This window comes from Enterovibrio norvegicus DSM 15893 (genome assembly GCF_900115495.1).
GTDB classification, from domain to species: domain Bacteria; phylum Pseudomonadota; class Gammaproteobacteria; order Enterobacterales; family Vibrionaceae; genus Enterovibrio; species Enterovibrio norvegicus.
In genome coordinates, this window is the sequence record NZ_FOWR01000013.1 from 97,129 (window position 1) to 112,736 (window position 15,608).

Annotated in this window: 15 protein-coding genes; 1 reads left to right on the plus strand and 14 read right to left on the minus strand. The window is 42.9% G+C overall.

What is annotated here, in order from left to right; translation table 11 throughout:
• Positions 1 to 16: 16 nt before the first annotated feature.
• The 4 genes from BM082_RS10265 to BM082_RS10280 are packed head-to-tail and all read right to left on the minus strand — an operon-like array spanning position 17 to position 2,943.
• The gene (locus BM082_RS10265; protein WP_017015115.1) at positions 17 to 652 is read right to left on the minus strand and encodes a DotU family type IV/VI secretion system protein; all 636 of its coding nucleotides are present in this window, start codon (positions 650 to 652) and stop codon (positions 17 to 19) included.
• A gap of 6 nt (positions 653 to 658) precedes the next feature.
• Positions 659 to 2,032, minus strand: a complete 1,374-nt coding sequence (gene tssK, locus BM082_RS10270) for a type VI secretion system baseplate subunit TssK (RefSeq protein ID WP_074926843.1) — start codon at positions 2,030 to 2,032, stop codon at positions 659 to 661.
• A gap of 12 nt (positions 2,033 to 2,044) precedes the next feature.
• On the minus strand, positions 2,045 to 2,611 hold the full coding sequence (gene tssJ / locus BM082_RS10275) for a type VI secretion system lipoprotein TssJ (protein ID WP_017010880.1): 567 nt from the start codon (positions 2,609 to 2,611) through the stop codon (positions 2,045 to 2,047).
• A 5-nt stretch (positions 2,612 to 2,616) separates the two neighbouring features.
• Positions 2,617 to 2,943, minus strand: coding sequence for a PAAR-like domain-containing protein (locus BM082_RS10280; protein ID WP_241810511.1), 327 nt, complete (start codon positions 2,941 to 2,943; stop codon positions 2,617 to 2,619).
• Here BM082_RS10280 and BM082_RS25425 point away from each other — a divergent pair.
• Positions 2,906 to 3,040, plus strand: coding sequence for a hypothetical protein (locus BM082_RS25425; protein WP_277814926.1), 135 nt, complete (start codon positions 2,906 to 2,908; stop codon positions 3,038 to 3,040). The genes BM082_RS10280 and BM082_RS25425 overlap by 38 nt on opposite strands.
• Here the strand turns inward: BM082_RS25425 and BM082_RS10285 are convergent.
• From BM082_RS10285 to tssB, 10 genes are read right to left on the minus strand one after another with little or no spacing between them, the layout of a single operon-like run.
• On the minus strand, positions 3,028 to 3,678 hold the full coding sequence (locus BM082_RS10285) for a DUF3540 domain-containing protein (protein ID WP_017010877.1): 651 nt from the start codon (positions 3,676 to 3,678) through the stop codon (positions 3,028 to 3,030). The two genes, BM082_RS25425 and BM082_RS10285, sit on opposite strands and share 13 nt — an antisense overlap.
• A 15-nt stretch (positions 3,679 to 3,693) precedes the next feature.
• Positions 3,694 to 4,740, minus strand: a complete 1,047-nt coding sequence (locus BM082_RS10290) for a pentapeptide repeat-containing protein (protein ID WP_017015112.1) — start codon at positions 4,738 to 4,740, stop codon at positions 3,694 to 3,696.
• Positions 4,741 to 4,750: 10 nt separating this feature from the next.
• Positions 4,751 to 8,275: a DUF2169 family type VI secretion system accessory protein gene (locus BM082_RS10295; protein WP_074926844.1), complete on the minus strand. Its 3,525-nt coding sequence runs from the start codon at positions 8,273 to 8,275 to the stop codon at positions 4,751 to 4,753.
• A 34-nt stretch (positions 8,276 to 8,309) separates the two neighbouring features.
• Positions 8,310 to 9,866 carry a type VI secretion system Vgr family protein gene (locus BM082_RS10300; RefSeq protein ID WP_017015726.1) on the minus strand — a complete coding sequence of 519 codons (1,557 nt, stop codon included), beginning with the start codon at positions 9,864 to 9,866 and terminating at the stop codon, positions 8,310 to 8,312.
• A 21-nt stretch (positions 9,867 to 9,887) separates the two neighbouring features.
• On the minus strand, positions 9,888 to 10,922 hold the full coding sequence (gene tssG / locus BM082_RS10305) for a type VI secretion system baseplate subunit TssG (RefSeq protein ID WP_074926846.1): 1,035 nt from the start codon (positions 10,920 to 10,922) through the stop codon (positions 9,888 to 9,890).
• Positions 10,910 to 12,622: a type VI secretion system baseplate subunit TssF gene (gene tssF, locus BM082_RS10310; RefSeq protein ID WP_074926848.1), complete on the minus strand. Its 1,713-nt coding sequence runs from the start codon at positions 12,620 to 12,622 to the stop codon at positions 10,910 to 10,912. Before tssF ends, tssG begins: the two co-directional genes overlap by 13 nt.
• A 5-nt stretch (positions 12,623 to 12,627) precedes the next feature.
• On the minus strand, positions 12,628 to 13,032 hold the full coding sequence (gene tssE / locus BM082_RS10315; RefSeq protein WP_017015724.1) for a type VI secretion system baseplate subunit TssE: 405 nt from the start codon (positions 13,030 to 13,032) through the stop codon (positions 12,628 to 12,630).
• A 51-nt stretch (positions 13,033 to 13,083) separates the two neighbouring features.
• On the minus strand, positions 13,084 to 13,566 hold the full coding sequence (gene tssD, locus BM082_RS10320) for a type VI secretion system tube protein TssD (protein ID WP_017010870.1): 483 nt from the start codon (positions 13,564 to 13,566) through the stop codon (positions 13,084 to 13,086).
• Between the two features lie 36 nt (positions 13,567 to 13,602).
• A complete protein-coding gene (gene tssC, locus BM082_RS10325) occupies positions 13,603 to 15,087 on the minus strand; it encodes a type VI secretion system contractile sheath large subunit (protein WP_074926850.1) in 1,485 nt (494 codons plus the stop codon).
• Positions 15,084 to 15,596, minus strand: coding sequence for a type VI secretion system contractile sheath small subunit (gene tssB / locus BM082_RS10330; protein ID WP_017010868.1), 513 nt, complete (start codon positions 15,594 to 15,596; stop codon positions 15,084 to 15,086). The genes tssC and tssB overlap by 4 nt, the downstream gene beginning before the upstream one ends.
• Positions 15,597 to 15,608 lie beyond the last annotated feature (12 nt).

Here is a 15,608-nt window from a genome sequence, read left to right on the forward strand (position 1 = left end):
CTCGTTAGTTGTGTAATTACACAATCAGCTGCTTAAGCAATAATTCCCGATAGATAAAGAAGAGCCCTATAACAAAGCCCACACCGATGACCAGCATGATGAACAGTCCTTTTACTCCCATAGCAGGTCTTAGAGGAACGTCTGACATGCCTGATGAGGTGTAGGTATTAAGTGCAGGAATTTTTATATTGAAAATTTCAAGAAGTGATTGGCGGAACTGGTTCAACGCTGGCTCACCATCATTGTAATATTTGCCTTTAAAACCGGCATTAAGGCACATCGCATAAACACGCAGTACATCGACCAACGCCTTTTGTTCTGCAGCTGTGGCGCTCTGATATTCGTTAATGAGCATGTTTAAACGCTCGAAAAAGAGCTCTCCCCCACAAGTGGTCTTGAAGTGGCGAGTCTGTAAGGGTTTCCATTGGGTATCCCTTGCCCAAGCGGAAGCCAGCAGTCTTTCATCTGCCCATACATAGAGTGCAAATAAAGCGAGGTTCGCGCGCTTGTTTGACGATGTGCTCATCCCTTGCTCCAGTTCGATGCACCTTTTTTGTAGCTGCGCAACGAGCTCTTCGTGGGGAGTGGGTAGCCTGTTTTCTGCGATCGCGGATGTTGTCGCCATAAATTGGCGTATTTGACTATCATTCATTGCTGTCTACTTCCTCAGCACATAGAGTGTGACTTGGGCACCCTCATCAGTTGGCCAGAACAAGGCAAGCTGGCCTTCTTCTACTGTTTCCTGCCAGAGTTCATGAGTCACATCGATTTCACAGTAAACCCCTTGTTCTTCTTTGGGTAATCCCCGTGGGGAGGTGCTGTGGGGTTGTAACGGAATACCAGAAAGCGCCCGCATGAGAATGGTGCTTAACATGGATTCTGGTGCCAGCTTTATGAGGTGGCTGAGTGCCTCTTCAATGTCTTCACGGTGTTGTCCTTCAAACAACAACCAGAATTGATAGTCTTCGTTAAAGACGTCTTCTTCTATTTGGCAATACCAGGTTTCTTGCTGTTGACTGAACCTGATCACATGTTGAGGGCCTACCGTGATCGTGTTTAGGGCTTGCTTTATTTGTGTTTGAAGTTCATCAAAAATCTGGCTGAGATTTTCATGATCGTATTCCGGCCAACGCTCCCTTCCAGGTTCACCGACAACAGACAACTGGCTCACGAAACTGCTTAGCTTAGCCACAATGGAGCAAACATCTGACCAGGCTTTTCTCGGATGGAGGATAGGGGTTTCTGTCACATCCTGAATTTTCCAAGCGCATTCCACGAGCACCCCAAGAACAAGCATTAACCCGAAGTCATTACCTCCCTGTTCAAGCAGTTCTTCCGCGGTGGGTTTGAACCTTTCAATGTGTTTTGCCCGGGATAAAATGTGATCGCGAATATCAATAAGCTGGTTTTTAAGTCGTTGTGAGTGTTGAACATTAATAAGAGGTGGCACATAGTCAGATGCCAAGCGCAACATCCCGCTTTCATGCTCAAGGCGCGCAATGGGTAAAAGGTCGTAGTCACTGATGTGTTCAAGCTCTGATTCAAAAAAAATCTTGACTAGAAACTTCATGCTACGAACGTCAGCATTCAGCCCTTTCCCATAAAGATCAGGCACAGAATCCACGTCTTCCGGTATATAGAAGCGAGATTCTAATGCGTTAGACAGTTGATCTCGGGCCATTTCGTCAGCATTGGCACCTTCCCTTTGCCAACGCTTGATGCCGAGGTAAATGTTTGTTGTTCGTCCCGAAGGAATACTCTCATCGTCAAGCACTCGCGTTAGTACGGTCGCCTCCTGTGGTACCCTGAATACACTTCCTTCGGGAAAGAAAAACTCGCCGCCACTAACGACAAGCCGACCCTGTTCCAGCTCATCAACCTGAATGTGAATGTCCTTTAACCCCCAGTGTTCGTTTCGTGTTAACTGGTCAATCCTGTTTTGTCGAGACTGAAGATACTGAGATTCCATTTGAAAATGCTGAGGTTGCAGCAACATACCCTGATGCCAATACACTGGTGTGATCTTGTCCATGTCCTGCCTACCTTATTCCGTTTCTGTTTCAGACCAGAGGGACTGTTCACCCGCTTTTAGCCGCACAGCCAATTTACCGGGACGGTAATGGTCCGTTTCCCACAATAAACTGCCTGTGGTGGTGTAATCGGTTGGGAATGCATAAAGCTGGGTGACATTTTTGGTGTCCAAATTCCAATATCCCGCTACTACGGCGAGGAATCTGACGGCTTCATGTCTATCCATCACATCAGAAAGGGTTAGCCCCGGTTGAAGATAGAGCCGCTGATAAAATGCCACGGAAGGGCCAAAGCGTTCACATTCCAGCAACTGCCTCACTCCTTGCTCACTTTGGCTGAATTGCACGAACTCAGCGCTGTCAGTCAGTTGGTAAACACACAACATCAGACTGGTTGGCGCGTCGTTATTCACATTGAGTCGTTCGTCAGCTTGTATGTGGTAGCTCACAGCAGATTTTTGCTTGGTCCACACCATTTGGTTGGGATGTTCCGCAGACGGTGGCAGTTCTTCGGCCAGCTCGTCCGAACTGGAACAAGCAGTGAGGCCGAATAACAACATGGCAAGGAGTGTGTATTTCATGACGGTTACCTCATTATCATGACTTTGGTTTGTGAAGGCGCGACGCCGTTTCCAACCGTATTAGGCGACATGCCATTGTGCATAGAAGGGTGAATGAAGGTGGTTGCTGGCATACCGGCATGGATCACACATGCACTGCCTGTAGCATTCCGGCATGGGCCAATAATCATTGAGGAGGCGACACCGCCCATCACACCAGCTTCATCGCCACTGCTTAGCAATACTATGGTGTTGGTTGTGGCGGCAGGACCGCTCACGATGATCACCTTGGTATTGGCGGTTGAGGGGTTAGACATGGATCTGTTCATCATGTTGGGGAAAGGGGCAGGTATGCCAAACGGCGGCGTTTTACATACGTCTGCCGGCGCCATGGAACTGCCTGAAACCGCATTGTTAGCCATGCACATGTTGTTCTCCTATCCCAAATGAATTTTCTTGGCATCCATTGCCATGTGTTTACGAGCAATGTGTACGCTGTTTTCTGATTCCACTACATGGGAGCCTTCAACCCTCTGCGTGTGGCTGCCACAGCGTTGCTCATCATGCTCACGGACAGTGCGTATACATCGCCCCAGTTTGCTGATGAGCCATTCCGTGTATGTTTCTGCCCGTTCGATCACTTGGTGGAGGACTGTAAGGGCTACATCAGCCTTTTCTGCAGTGAGCTTGACCTGGCTAGTGTGTACTTGAGTAGATTGGGTTTTCACGTTCATTTCACTCGCGACAAGCGCGGCTTTCGCCGGGGTTTGTAACGTCAAGCCCGCAAGACTTGAGAGTGTTAGTTTTTGGCCGGTATGCAGAGTCAAAGAGCCTGGGAAAGAAATATTGCCCTTCTCGACATTTGATTTCTCTAGCACACCAAGGATCCAGGATTGTCCACCCAGCATGGCAAGCATAACGGTGTCGCCCACCTCAGGAATCAACAAACAGCCAGCCGCCTTTTTAGCCGTGAGGCGACGGTTGTGAATAACGACAGTAAAAGTGCTGGTACAGACAGCATTCACGATGCCACTCGTCAGTTCACCTTCCGATTGGTGGGTGGACGTTTTTAATGGTGAAACAACCATGATTATTCTCCCTATTTATTTCCAGCTTTCTGCCTGCAATAGATCAGCATCTGTGCCGCTAGATCCACGTTTATCTGCCCTCGAAAAGTCGGCATGCTCTAACTTAGTCCGGTGAAATTTTGTGTACATAAGGTTGCTTTCACTAAAATTTGCCAAACTCAAATCGGCATATGAAAAATCACAATACGGCATATTAGCTTTATAAAAGAGAGCAGCAGAGCCAGACACAGATGTCAGTATGCTTTTGCCCAAATCTGCTTCGGTAAAATTAGAACCGGAAATTCTTGCCCCATCAAAAATACATCCACTCATTGATGCTCCCTTAAAGCAACTAAACTCTAAAGTAGCATTTTGAAATGCACAATTCCTTATAATAGAATGGGACCAATCCGAATGTGAAAAGTCAGAATTATTAAAATAGCAATGTGCCATATTTATATTTGATAAATTAATCCCTCTCATATCACAATTATTTAGCTGGCAAGCTAAGACACTTGTATCTGTAAGTTTTACATTCCTTAAGTCCTGATCATCCATAAAGCATTTATTGAGTCTACATCGCTCAAATACAACTTCTCCGAACTTTCCTCCTGATATAATCATGGATTTCAACTTGACCTTTCTAAATGTCGCCTCAGACATTTTACAATCAGTCATCATCATGATATCAATTGAATTGTTAGACCAGTGACTATGATGAAAACAACACACCTCTAATGAACAATGCTGAAAGTAACTTTCAGCTATCATGCAAGCATTCATCTGGCAATTTTTGAAAGAAGTGAATACCGCTTCGACTTTTTTCAATGAAGAGGACTGCATCAAACAACGTTCAAATATTGCATGTTTTAAATTTACATGACTGAAGTTTATTCTATTTAGTATACAGTTAATAAAATGTGCATTCTCTAAATTAGTACCATGAAAATTACTTGAAGAAAAGTCACAATCTTCAAACGTTTTTCCTGAAAAGTCAGCATCAGATAAATTTGCATTTTTTAGATTTATGCCTTTGATAAATTTAGATTCACCAAGTAGGTTTATAAAATCATGCTCTCTCATAATTTACACCTCAAATGCTCTTGTTTTCTTCGAGAATAGTGCGTTTAACATTACTATTTTTAAATACCCCTTCAGTAATATTAATATTTCTTACATCAGCGTTAAATAAAATAGCACCTTGAAAGTCAACATCTGAAAAACTTGACTTTACCAACGAAGATTTCATTAAGTTAGCACCGATAAAACTACTTCCTTCCATATCCGTATTTCTAAGTTGCCCCTGCCTTATCTGAGCAAGATTAAAGTTACTTCTTATTATTCTACTTTCATTAATGTAGGCTTGATTTAGTATCGCACCTTGAAAGTTCGCATTATATATTTCAGCTTCAATAACACTCAAACTGACTAGTTTTGCGTGCATAAAACTGGCGTTATTAAGTTTTGCTTCACTTAATGCTAAATAGGATATATCTGCATTATCCATACACATTGATTCTGCTTTCACTCCCCATAAACAGCACCGCTCGCCTTGTGAATCAGAAAGATTTGTGTGGTTAAAGCTGGCATCGTTGAAGATGGATTTATTAAATATGCACCCTTTCATTTGTGCGTTATCAAAGTTAGCTTCAAAAGCCATAACATTGGAAAAGTCAGCATTCATTAAATACGATTGAGAGAGATCGGCTTTATCTATTTGCGACATTTGGAAATTTGCTTGTGTAAGATCTGCACCTATCAAAGACGCTTCAGTAAGATTCGCTCCGCTAAAGTCACAATGTATACACTGAGCTTTTGAAAATGACGCTCCTTGTATTAACGCAGAATTAAAGCTGCTCTCTGTAAGAATACATTCATCAAACTTGGCTTTTTCTGCCTGAATATCCTCCATTTTTGTATTCGCAAGATTACTGCCCGTCAAGTCTGCCCCTATGAGTATTGATTTTGATAAATCCGCACCTTCCAGTTGAATCTTAGCTAGGTCTAATCCCGTTAAATCAAGGGCTTGAAGTGATTCGCCATTGGCATAGGCTTGCTCCAACTCTTTACGCGTCAGTTTTCGACCGGCCATACCTTCTTTTTGTTTAATCACTTTCGCTTGTTCTTCCAGCGCTTGAACATTCTTCTCAGCTTGCTCGGCATCATCGATTAACTGATTCATTTCTTGGTTAAACGCTGCCTGTTTTTTCTTGGCTTCAGCCAGTTTTAATTTGATGTCTTCTAATGGGACATCTTTCATTGATTTCATCTTTGGCAGTAAGGTGTCAGGGCTCGGCTGATTGTTCAGCACATCTCTCATATCCTGATATGTCATCGGTGTGGCGGGCGCGTTTATTTGTGCCCTCGCCTTTTCTATTGCAGCATAAATGGGGGCTTTATCTTCTAAAAAGCGACCCTGCTTTAATAAGGTTTCTTCTGTTTGAGCAAGGTGCTTTTCTGCCTGCTCCTGCATAAATTGCTCAGGCGGTTTTCCTTCGGTGTGTTTGTCGTATGTTGCTTGGATGAGCTCTTCTATTGAGGGCGGTTCAAGGGCTTCATCAGACACATAAGGTTGCAACCATTCTCGTGGTTCGTGTCCGTTTGCTATAAGGTCATCCAAACATTCACAATCTTGCGGTAACTGCCAAGCGATGACATTGGGATGCAGGGCTTGCCAGGGTTCGAGTAAACTCTGGTCGCTATTGTTTCCAGCCGCAACGGGGATCAGAATACTTTCTGCGTGCGCTAATTCATCAGCTTGAATGAATGTGGCATCTTCGGCGACGATCACCATGATAGAGTCGTCAATGTCCTGCGCGATTTGCCAACCCAGAAATAATTCATCTGCAATGAGAACGTTTTTTCCCTCTGGTCCCGATCGCCAATTTACAGTTCGGCTGCCGGGAACTTGATACTCCCCATTTGGGTCGCTCAGGTGGCTCGGTCTGACGGTGATGGATACAAACTTGTCGCCCTGATAGTTGGGCAGTAGCCATCCAGGACCAATCTCTAAGCTTTCATCCATATCAAGACCCCATTCTCTTGCCATAAAGGGGTAAGGCTTCTCTAAATAGCCCAGCATGTAGCGCTTAGCACTCACCGTTCTCAGACCGCTTGCCTGATATTCCTCCCAATGTTTTGAGACGGCTAATTCCCCCAGTGCCAGCAGACTACTGGCACGCAGATTCCAATCTTCCGGGTCTTTACCCACGTTATTTATTTTTTCTTTTGCAGCTTGTAGTTTCTGTTGTGCATCTAACATTGCCCGATTGTTTGTCTTTTGAGGGTTGCCAGCCGCTTCTTTGCTCAAGCTTTCAGATTGTTTGTCTAATTTTTTCAGGCTTGATTGCTTAATTTCGTTGAGCTGATTTTTTTGTTGTTCTAACCCCTCCAAAAACTCACTGGTGTCTTCGCCAAATCCTTCGAGCATATCCGTCATAAAGGATCCGTAGTCTGCTATTCCGACGGTAAGGGTGGGTACCAGCCCTCTTAGCTGGGCGATTTCAAAATGACGTTGCCTCGCATTGTCTGCATTGGCTTTTTCTCTCTCCCGTTGAATAGCGAGTTCTTTGAGAGACGCTTCCTGAGAAGCGGCTTCATTGTCCGAAGGATCAATGCCAGCCATTTTTGCTGCCTGCTCAGCAGGCGTGCTGTTTGCTTCTGCAAGGTAATGTTCGATAGGCAAAAGCTCGGAGCCCGGTGGCTCTAAGCCCAGCACTACCGTTTTTACGTCCAGAGCCTCATCGTCTGTAATTTCAATTACCCCGTGGTAAATGACTACGCCAAGCTCGACACTGGGAAAGAACCAAACCGTATCGCGGTTCAGCGTGATTTCTGAAAATAGCGTGCTGTCTTCTGTTTCATGAAGCGCAAATGCCCTTGGCGTATGAGTGGGGATGCGCCCCGTCAAGACCGGTTGAGTGGGGTGGAGATTGACCAACTGGAACTCCGCACCTTCAGGTACCCATCCGGAAAGTTGTTGGTCGTTGGGGGCGACATTAAAGTAGTTGAGATCAAAATCCTGTGGGTAGCCAGGCCAGTGATCAGCAAACCAGTCTTTATCGTAAGTTCCCAATTGTTTGTAGCGACGCGGATGATGGGCATACAAAGGTAAGAAACTCGCGGGTTCAATTTCATGGTCTCTATGCAGTTGGGTATGGCCTGGATAATTCACCATGGCGGGTTGCTGGAACACATTTCCACTGGGATTCTCGGCGCACTTTTCGTGTCCGTAGGCGTTTACCCAATCGATAGCCATGGTGCGAAATGATGACGCAGAGGTCGCTTCATCTTTCTGCCAGCGTCTCGGGCCATGAACTTCAAGGGTTTTACTGCGCCCTGCGAGCCCTGATTTGACCCTTGTATGCTCTTTGGGCGACTCGTAGCAATGTGCTTTTCCTTTGACCAACCATTCACCGTTTGTTTTCGGCATGCCTGTATCCAGGATCTCTTCTCCCAACTCTTCACCCAGTAGATTCCACATCTCTTGTTCATCTTTGAGTATGTTTTGTTCACCAAGCGTGAAAGCCACTGTTGTTGTGACAGTAAAATATTGCTTACCAGCCAGTGAAAACGGGGCGGTTAATATGCCTTGATTCAGGTCTTTTATAATTCTCATTTTTCATTAATCCCGATTAATCACACATCTATGCTTATATGTCTATGTCGCCCATTTCTATGGAAACGCCGCCTATTCTGAGGCAAATATGTTGGTTACCCGGGGTGTCATCCATGACGATTTCCGCTCCTGACACTGTTTTGAGCGTATTTCTGTATGGCGTTTGGTCATTCACGATGTTTTGGTTTTTGGCATTGGGGATCGTGCTTTGTATGACGGGCAGGTCAGGGTTGCCTTCTTCAAAAGTAAGGAGTACCTCTGTGCCTTTGAGCAATGGAAAGTGGAAACCTTGGGCATTTCCGCCATAAGGTTGAGCGAGTCGAATCCAATGGGAGGCTTTACCGTCTCCCTTGGCATCTGATGCCAAGTCAAACGGCATAATGACTTTATAGCGGCCTTGTTCATCGAGCAGTGCACTGTCCCCATTTCCTATTCCGTCTATCACTGCGCTGAGCACACCAGTGATTTTGGGAATCGGTGTGTTGGGCTGGCTGTAATAGTGCACGGAGGCTGGAATACAAGTGAACCAGTTGGTGTAGTGAATAGTGTCAACGTTTTCATTCTTACTGATGCCGTGCGTAAGGAATGTGGATTGTTCAGCTGAATGGTGCACTTCGGTGACCAGGTACGATTGATTTAATCGACCAAGAAAATGCTCTTTTAAGGCGAAGGTATAGCCCGGCTCCACCCAGGTAGCGCGGCTTTTGCCGGCGTATTGCTTTAATTGGCAAGCGAGTTGACGTGCGCAGATTTCGGCAAGATGGCTAGCATCTTCGCTCCGTTTAAACTGGGTGCTGTACACGTAGGTTTTTCCGAAGCCTTTATCAGCGACGGGATGAATAACTTCACTTTGCACATCAGGCTTTTGTTCATCAAAAGCCCTTAGATGAACGTCGACTGTGCGGTGCTGTAAATGTTCAGTGAAGGTATGTATCAGTTGAGGTTTATCATTAGGTTCACCCAGTTCGTCTTCGATGGAATCTAAACCGGATATCGATGCATAAGTAAGCTCTGCGTCGTTTTTACTTTCATGTAGTAGGCTCAAGTCTCTGATGCATAAACAATCCGTCCCATTTTTTTGGTCAAAAAAGTAGTAAATCCCCGTTTTTTCCATAAGACGCGAAATAAAGTTCAATGCTGATTCATTGAATTGGCAGACATATTCATGCTGCGGGTATTCTTTGGTGAGGGAAATATCAATGGCCAAGGGTAGACCGTTGGACTCTAGGTCGGTTAACACATGCGTAATGATTTCTGGAATGTTTCTATCTAAGAAAATCTGGCTTTGCGTACCCAACCCTAATGCCCATAAGCGAGGTACCAATGTGACCTGTATACGATACTGGTCATGTGTTTTCGCTAACAGCTGGTTTTCGGAAATAATACCGTGATATGTCTGGGGTTCATCGATGCCATTACGCATTGAAAATTGACCTACTTGTCCAAGAAATATATCTGGATCAATGGGTTCTGGACAGCTTAGGATGATGTCAAAGCGATAAGGCTGGGAGATAGCTTCTTTACCCTGTACTTTAATCACGTTGAGTGTGCTGCCTTGCCAGTTTATGCAAGTAAATTCAAAGTCTGTCATAAATCCCTATCTCCGAGGTGCTTACTCATAATTGTGACAATTCATCATATCTATTTTTTCTTTTTTGAAAAAAGAATGACTTTCTCCATCAACAGAAAAATAATCTAGCTGAAAGTTTAAGGTGAATAATTCGTTCCCCAATGATGAATTCAGCCCCAGTAAAGCGGAATTATCATCACCTAGATAAGTTTGCGTGTCTTCCAAGCGCTCATACCTAAGATCCAAATTAACATCCAACCCTTCTTGTATATATTTCTTTAATGTTCTTAATAGTTTTATATGTCTATCCCCATTAGGAATAAGACCTAGGAAAAGCAAGTAATCATGAGTTGTAACTCCAATTTGTATATTATTTGCACAATCACGAATCTGTTCTCCTAAATAACACCCGCCATTTAAGTAGGTATTTTTCTGACCTAATAGACACAATTGATTAGAAGGAACATCGACCCACTTCGGATACCATTGGTATATTGAAACCGTGGCATGATTCCCAACAAGTTCCTGAACAACAGACTTTAAGCCATAAGCTGAACGCCTTGTCTGCGTAAAAAGCCCTGCATAGGGAAGCAACTCAAAAGCATCAAATTCATCCTGTGCACTCGGTGGAGGATGAGTGTTCCCCAGAAATGAAAATAAGTGATTTGTTTTTGATTGATCATTTCGTTCGACTAGCCACGATATTGAACGATACTTTTCCCACGCTTGAAAGTACTGTTTATAAATCGGCTCAACCAGTAGGTCTAAAAAGTCACGCTGTGCAGTTTCATCATTTCTGAACTCTTCGAAAAGTTCCTCGGTATAAAAGGTTGGTAACGGAGAAGCAATACCATATAAGCCAAGAATATTGGTAGTAATTTCTACCCGATCATCTTCCTTAACCACGCTTTCTAGGTGGTTTGCGGAAAAAGCAAGTGATAATGCGGATCGTGACGTTACTTTTGTGTTCGAACCTTCCAGCCCAGAATTTAATAGCCTAATTGCCTGTATATAAGTGAACTTATATGGTGCTTCAAAGAGTAAGTCGATAACCGGACGTTGATTTAAACGAGACATTTCAAACCAACCTTCTCTGGCCAAGTTATCCGATAACTTGTACCAGATTCTTCAAAAACAAGCCTTGTAAAACTATTAATGCTGCTATAACCAGACATCACTTTATTAATGGCGCAGCCAAATAAGTACATGTCACCTCTGCTCGAAAATCCATCAGGATCGAGCGTGATAATGATTTCATTTCCTCTCGCCATCATTCCTTCAAAAAGTCGTAACACCGGCTTTGAAGTGATGGTCATAATAGCTTCTACGCGTTTTGTATTTGCAAGGGTACTTTTTGTGTCTTGTGAATCAGTAAAAATATATAGCTTTAGCAAGGTAATGAGGTTTTGCCTTTCAGCCAAACTAGCCTGGTTAATATATAGGTGTGATAACATTCTCCATAGCAACTGGTCACCAAGCGGTGATTCTACGGCTGCAGTCGGTTTTGTAATATTAGAAAATTCAGCGAGAACAGGCGATGTACTCGTTGATTCACAAATATCACCTACTCTTAAGTCATCAGTAACGCGACCGTTTGTACACTTTACCTTTATGGCTAAATGCTCTTGCTTTATTTGTTCTAAAGGCTCGGTATAAGCAACGGAGATGTAAGAATCACAGCCATCCCTCAACATAGAGGCCTTTCGTTTCATAGAATAAACAGCCACGCTTGATGATTGTGGGTTGAACATAGTAAAAGGCAAATATTCTCTCTGATTGACTGACCCTTGTTGAAAGCCCACAATACTGTCAAGAGAATAAATCTGATATTGTTCCCCACCAGAAGGGTTGACACGATATTCGGTCACACTGTGGTCTAAACTGATACTATCAGCATGATGGTTAAATAAGTTAACAGCAGGAACGCAAAATAACTGGAAGTCTTCTTGTCTAAACGTTTTGTATGGATGAGGTGTTTTCCATCGCAGTTTAATAGAGAATTCTTTTTCATTAAGAAATCGATTTTGTTGCAACCAATCGACACCAAGAATATCAATATATAATTGATATTTTGGTAAGGTAAAATACTCTTGGATACTTTTGAACGATGTATTGGCGTTATTAGGGTACTCAAATAAACTTATCTCTCCACTCTCAGAAATCAGACTGATTGCTTGTTCACCCGTTAAGGAGAATGTCTTCCCCTGACAGCTGAGTGTAATACCATCGATGTTATCCCGTATAAACAATAAGTTATTAGAGGCATTGGCATAGCTCCCACTGAGGAAAATGCGTAGGGAATTTTCTTTTAACACGGAGACAGATGCTTCAATAAAACGAAAGTTAAGCTGCAGAAAACTTGGGTGTGTCTCAGCAGACTCAATCGCCAAGGGGTATACGCTTAGATCATCACAGGTCGTGAACTTACAGATGACACCATGCTTTTCAGTGCTATTGAGCTCCGTACCAGCTTTCACTTTGCACAGTTCGCTCAACCCTCTTTTAGGCTTAAATTGTACAATCGTTGTTGCAGGCAGAGGACGCATATAGTGCGGGAAAAGTAGATGGGCAAGGTTTTGTATCAACTCCGGAAAATCATCGTCTAATCGCTGCTGTACTGAGCCGGTAAGAAAAGCAACACCTTCTAATAGCCTCTCCACATCAGGATCAGAATTTTGCCCTGCAAGCATAGGCGCAAGAGAAGGATGCTTATTTGAGAATTCCTTTCCCAAATCTCTGAGAAGAGAAAGTTGTTGTTGATAGTAATCTTTGAACATTATTTCTACTTTTCCCGCTTCAAAGTTATATGACCATCCGGCTTTAATACCGTTTCAAATACTAATGGCACTATTTTATTATCAAGTTCAACTTTCGCTTCTAATACAAAAATTAATAATAAAGGGGAACTTTCACTCTGCCTCGTACATACGTTAACTGAATTAATTCTCGTCTCGTATTTTAAGATGAGTTTGGATATGAACTTCTCTAAGTCGCGCCTGATATCTGATCCTTCACCCCAGCGTAGGTCACTGAAGTCCGGCATACCAAAGTCCTTGTCAATCAGAACACTACCTTGTTGTGTATTTAAAATTTTTTGTATATATCTTGTAATAGAAGCTAGAATTAATTCTTTATCTGAATCATTACTTTTAGATCCAATTCTTTCTAGGAGTCGTTGATTTTTCATAAAAACTCCATATAAGGGGAAACTCCCCTTATGTATTAGAATGAAATTACTTTACACCCATGAATCTTCAGCTGATATATTTCCATCATTATATGTATGGATTATTTTTGAGTAGCTAAAGCTTACTTCTTCCATATCCATATAAGATTGGTTTTCTGGTTGAAATGTTAGCGGCGTATATGCTCGTCTATTTACTATAATCGCATCTTCTAACTGGATAGTGTAGTAATGCTCTTCAATACCATCAGATGTAATACGCCAGAAGTCTAACGTAACATTTGAAAATCTTTCACCACTACAAACTGCCTGGAAGATTTTTGGTGAAGCAACATCTAGCCCCTTTATAACAATAAGTGGGTTATGGATCCGCTGTCCTGTAGGTAAACCATCATGTGGATTCTTAGGGATTGTGGTTTCTTGCTCCATTTGGTAGACAAGAATTTTGTCTTTTTTACTTTCATGTGATTGAATACAACCACCCTTTATTTCACCCTGTTTTTTTCCCGTAAGGGACATGTACATAGTTAGTGCCATGCGTAAGCTCCTTCAGTAATTTAGATATATCTTGTGTTACTCTTTGTCGAGTTTACCGACCAATGAGAGGGTAAAAGACGCTCCCATATATTTAAAATGAGGTTTTGCCTTTAATGAAACCTGATACCAGCCAGGATCACCCTCGACATCATTCACAGCAATTTGGGCTCCTCTTAGAGGATGCTTACTTCTTACTCCAGGCTGTGGGTTGTCCATTTCTGTTACATACTGACTAATCCAATTATTAAGCTCTCTCTCAAGATCCTGTTTTTCTTTCCAACTACCAATATTTTCCCTCTGTAGTACTTTTACGTAATGAGCCAAACGATCCATCACAAGCATATAGGGAAGTTGTGTGGACAGTTTGTAGTTAAGCTCAGCATCTTTTGCGCCTGGTCCAGAAAAAGTTTTCGGCTTCTGACAGGAGTTTGCGGAGAAAAAGGCTGCATTGTCGCTCCCTTTTCTCATGGTTAAACCAATAAACCCTTCTTCACTTAATTCGTACTCTCTTCGTTCTGACAGTAAAACTTGCGTCGGAATTTGAGACTTCACTTCACCTTGTGAGTGGAACTGGTAGGTAGCAAGTTTATCGACCATCCCGCCACTTTGCGGACCAATAATGTTTGCGCACCAACGATAATCTGCAAAGCTGGCAGCCAACCTCGTCGCAAATGCAAAGGCGGTATTCCCCCAGCAGAAGTTATTGTCATCATTATTAACCTGCTCTTGGTAATTGAATGATTTACATATTTTCCCATCTCCACCATAAGGCTGACGAAGAAGAAATCTCGGTAGTGTCAATCCGATATGGCGTGAGTCTTCATTTTCTCGAAAGGCATTCCATTTCTGGTATTGTGGTCCCTCAAAAACAGACTTTAGATCTTTCAGTGAAGGGAGACTCTTCCAGTCATCTATTCCAAAAAATTCGCGACCTGCTGCGGCAATGAACGGTGAGTGAGACATTGTGCATACTGCTGCAATATCAGACAGTAATGTCATATCTTGAGAGCCAGGACCAAACTCATAGTTTGCAATGATTGCGCCATAGGGCTGGCCACCAAACTGTCCGTACTCTTTTGTGTAAGCTAATTGATATAAGCCAGACTTAACGACTTCTGGACTGTCTTCAAAATCTTCATGTAAATCTTGTTTGGATAGGTTCATCATCTCCAAACGTATATTTTCACGAAAATCCGTTCTTTCGACCAAAAACTGTAGGCCTCGCCAAGCGCTCTCCATCTTTAAAAAATCTTGAGTGTGCAATATCTCATCAACTTGTAGAGAGAGTTGTGTATCTATTTCACCAATAATTGCGTCAACTAAGTCGCCGTTGATTTTGACACCACGGTATTCTGGTTTAACCAGATCTTTTATTAATGCTTCAACACCACTTTTCATTATTGAAAACGCGTGGTTATCCGGCGGAATTTTAGTTGCTTCAACAATTTGATCTAGTAACGCCATATCAGAAGAGCTATCAAGCGGTTGGCTATTATCTTGTATTATGTTCGTATCGCTCATTCTGAAGCTCCTTTCTCCATAAGCTCATCCAAGCCAATTTCTTTAAGTAGAGTGGCACGCGATTCATCATCAACAATCAGTGTCTGTAATTTTTTCCTAAATGCTGGCACATTACTCAAGGGGCCTTTTAGGGCTTTCAGTGCTTCTCGTAATTCCAATAGCTTTCTAAGTTCAGGAACTTGCTTAATAATATTGTCAGGCTCGAAGTCCTTCATACTTTCAACATCTAGGGAAACTGCAATACTGTCACCTTCTTCAGAACCGGCTAGTCTGCGTGGTACAGAAAGATTGAGACTAATACCCTGCGATTGGAGCACATCGTCAAAGTTTTCTTTATTTATATTTACAGGACTTCGCTCTTCTACAGCTCGATTATCTTCTTTATTAGAAAACTCTCCAACAATCAGCATTTTAAGAGGTAGTTCTACACCTTCTGATGCCTCATCTGTCGCTGGACGATAAACAATATTTACCCTTTCCTTTGGCGCCACAGTTCCTTTATTACTCATGTTCCACTCCCA

Bases quoted from the DNA above. Each gene is read 5' to 3' on its own strand.
- BM082_RS10265 (WP_017015115.1), bottom strand. From the start codon at position 652: ATGAATGATAGTCAAATACGCCAATTTATGGCGACAACATCCGCGATC.
- tssK (WP_074926843.1), bottom strand. From the start codon at position 2,032: ATGGACAAGATCACACCAGTGTATTGGCATCAGGGTATGTTGCTGCAA.
- tssJ (WP_017010880.1), bottom strand. From the start codon at position 2,611: ATGAAATACACACTCCTTGCCATGTTGTTATTCGGCCTCACTGCTTGT.
- BM082_RS25425 (WP_277814926.1), top strand. From the start codon at position 2,906: ATGGATCTGTTCATCATGTTGGGGAAAGGGGCAGGTATGCCAAACGGC.
- BM082_RS10285 (WP_017010877.1), bottom strand. From the start codon at position 3,678: ATGGTTGTTTCACCATTAAAAACGTCCACCCACCAATCGGAAGGTGAA.
- BM082_RS10290 (WP_017015112.1), bottom strand. From the start codon at position 4,740: ATGAGAGAGCATGATTTTATAAACCTACTTGGTGAATCTAAATTTATC.
- BM082_RS10295 (WP_074926844.1), bottom strand. From the start codon at position 8,275: ATGAGAATTATAAAAGACCTGAATCAAGGCATATTAACCGCCCCGTTT.
- BM082_RS10300 (WP_017015726.1), bottom strand. From the start codon at position 9,866: ATGACAGACTTTGAATTTACTTGCATAAACTGGCAAGGCAGCACACTC.
- tssG (WP_074926846.1), bottom strand. From the start codon at position 10,922: ATGTCTCGTTTAAATCAACGTCCGGTTATCGACTTACTCTTTGAAGCA.
- tssF (WP_074926848.1), bottom strand. From the start codon at position 12,622: ATGTTCAAAGATTACTATCAACAACAACTTTCTCTTCTCAGAGATTTG.
- tssE (WP_017015724.1), bottom strand. From the start codon at position 13,032: ATGAAAAATCAACGACTCCTAGAAAGAATTGGATCTAAAAGTAATGAT.
- tssD (WP_017010870.1), bottom strand. From the start codon at position 13,566: ATGGCACTAACTATGTACATGTCCCTTACGGGAAAAAAACAGGGTGAA.
- tssC (WP_074926850.1), bottom strand. From the start codon at position 15,087: ATGAGCGATACGAACATAATACAAGATAATAGCCAACCGCTTGATAGC.
- tssB (WP_017010868.1), bottom strand. From the start codon at position 15,596: ATGAGTAATAAAGGAACTGTGGCGCCAAAGGAAAGGGTAAATATTGTT.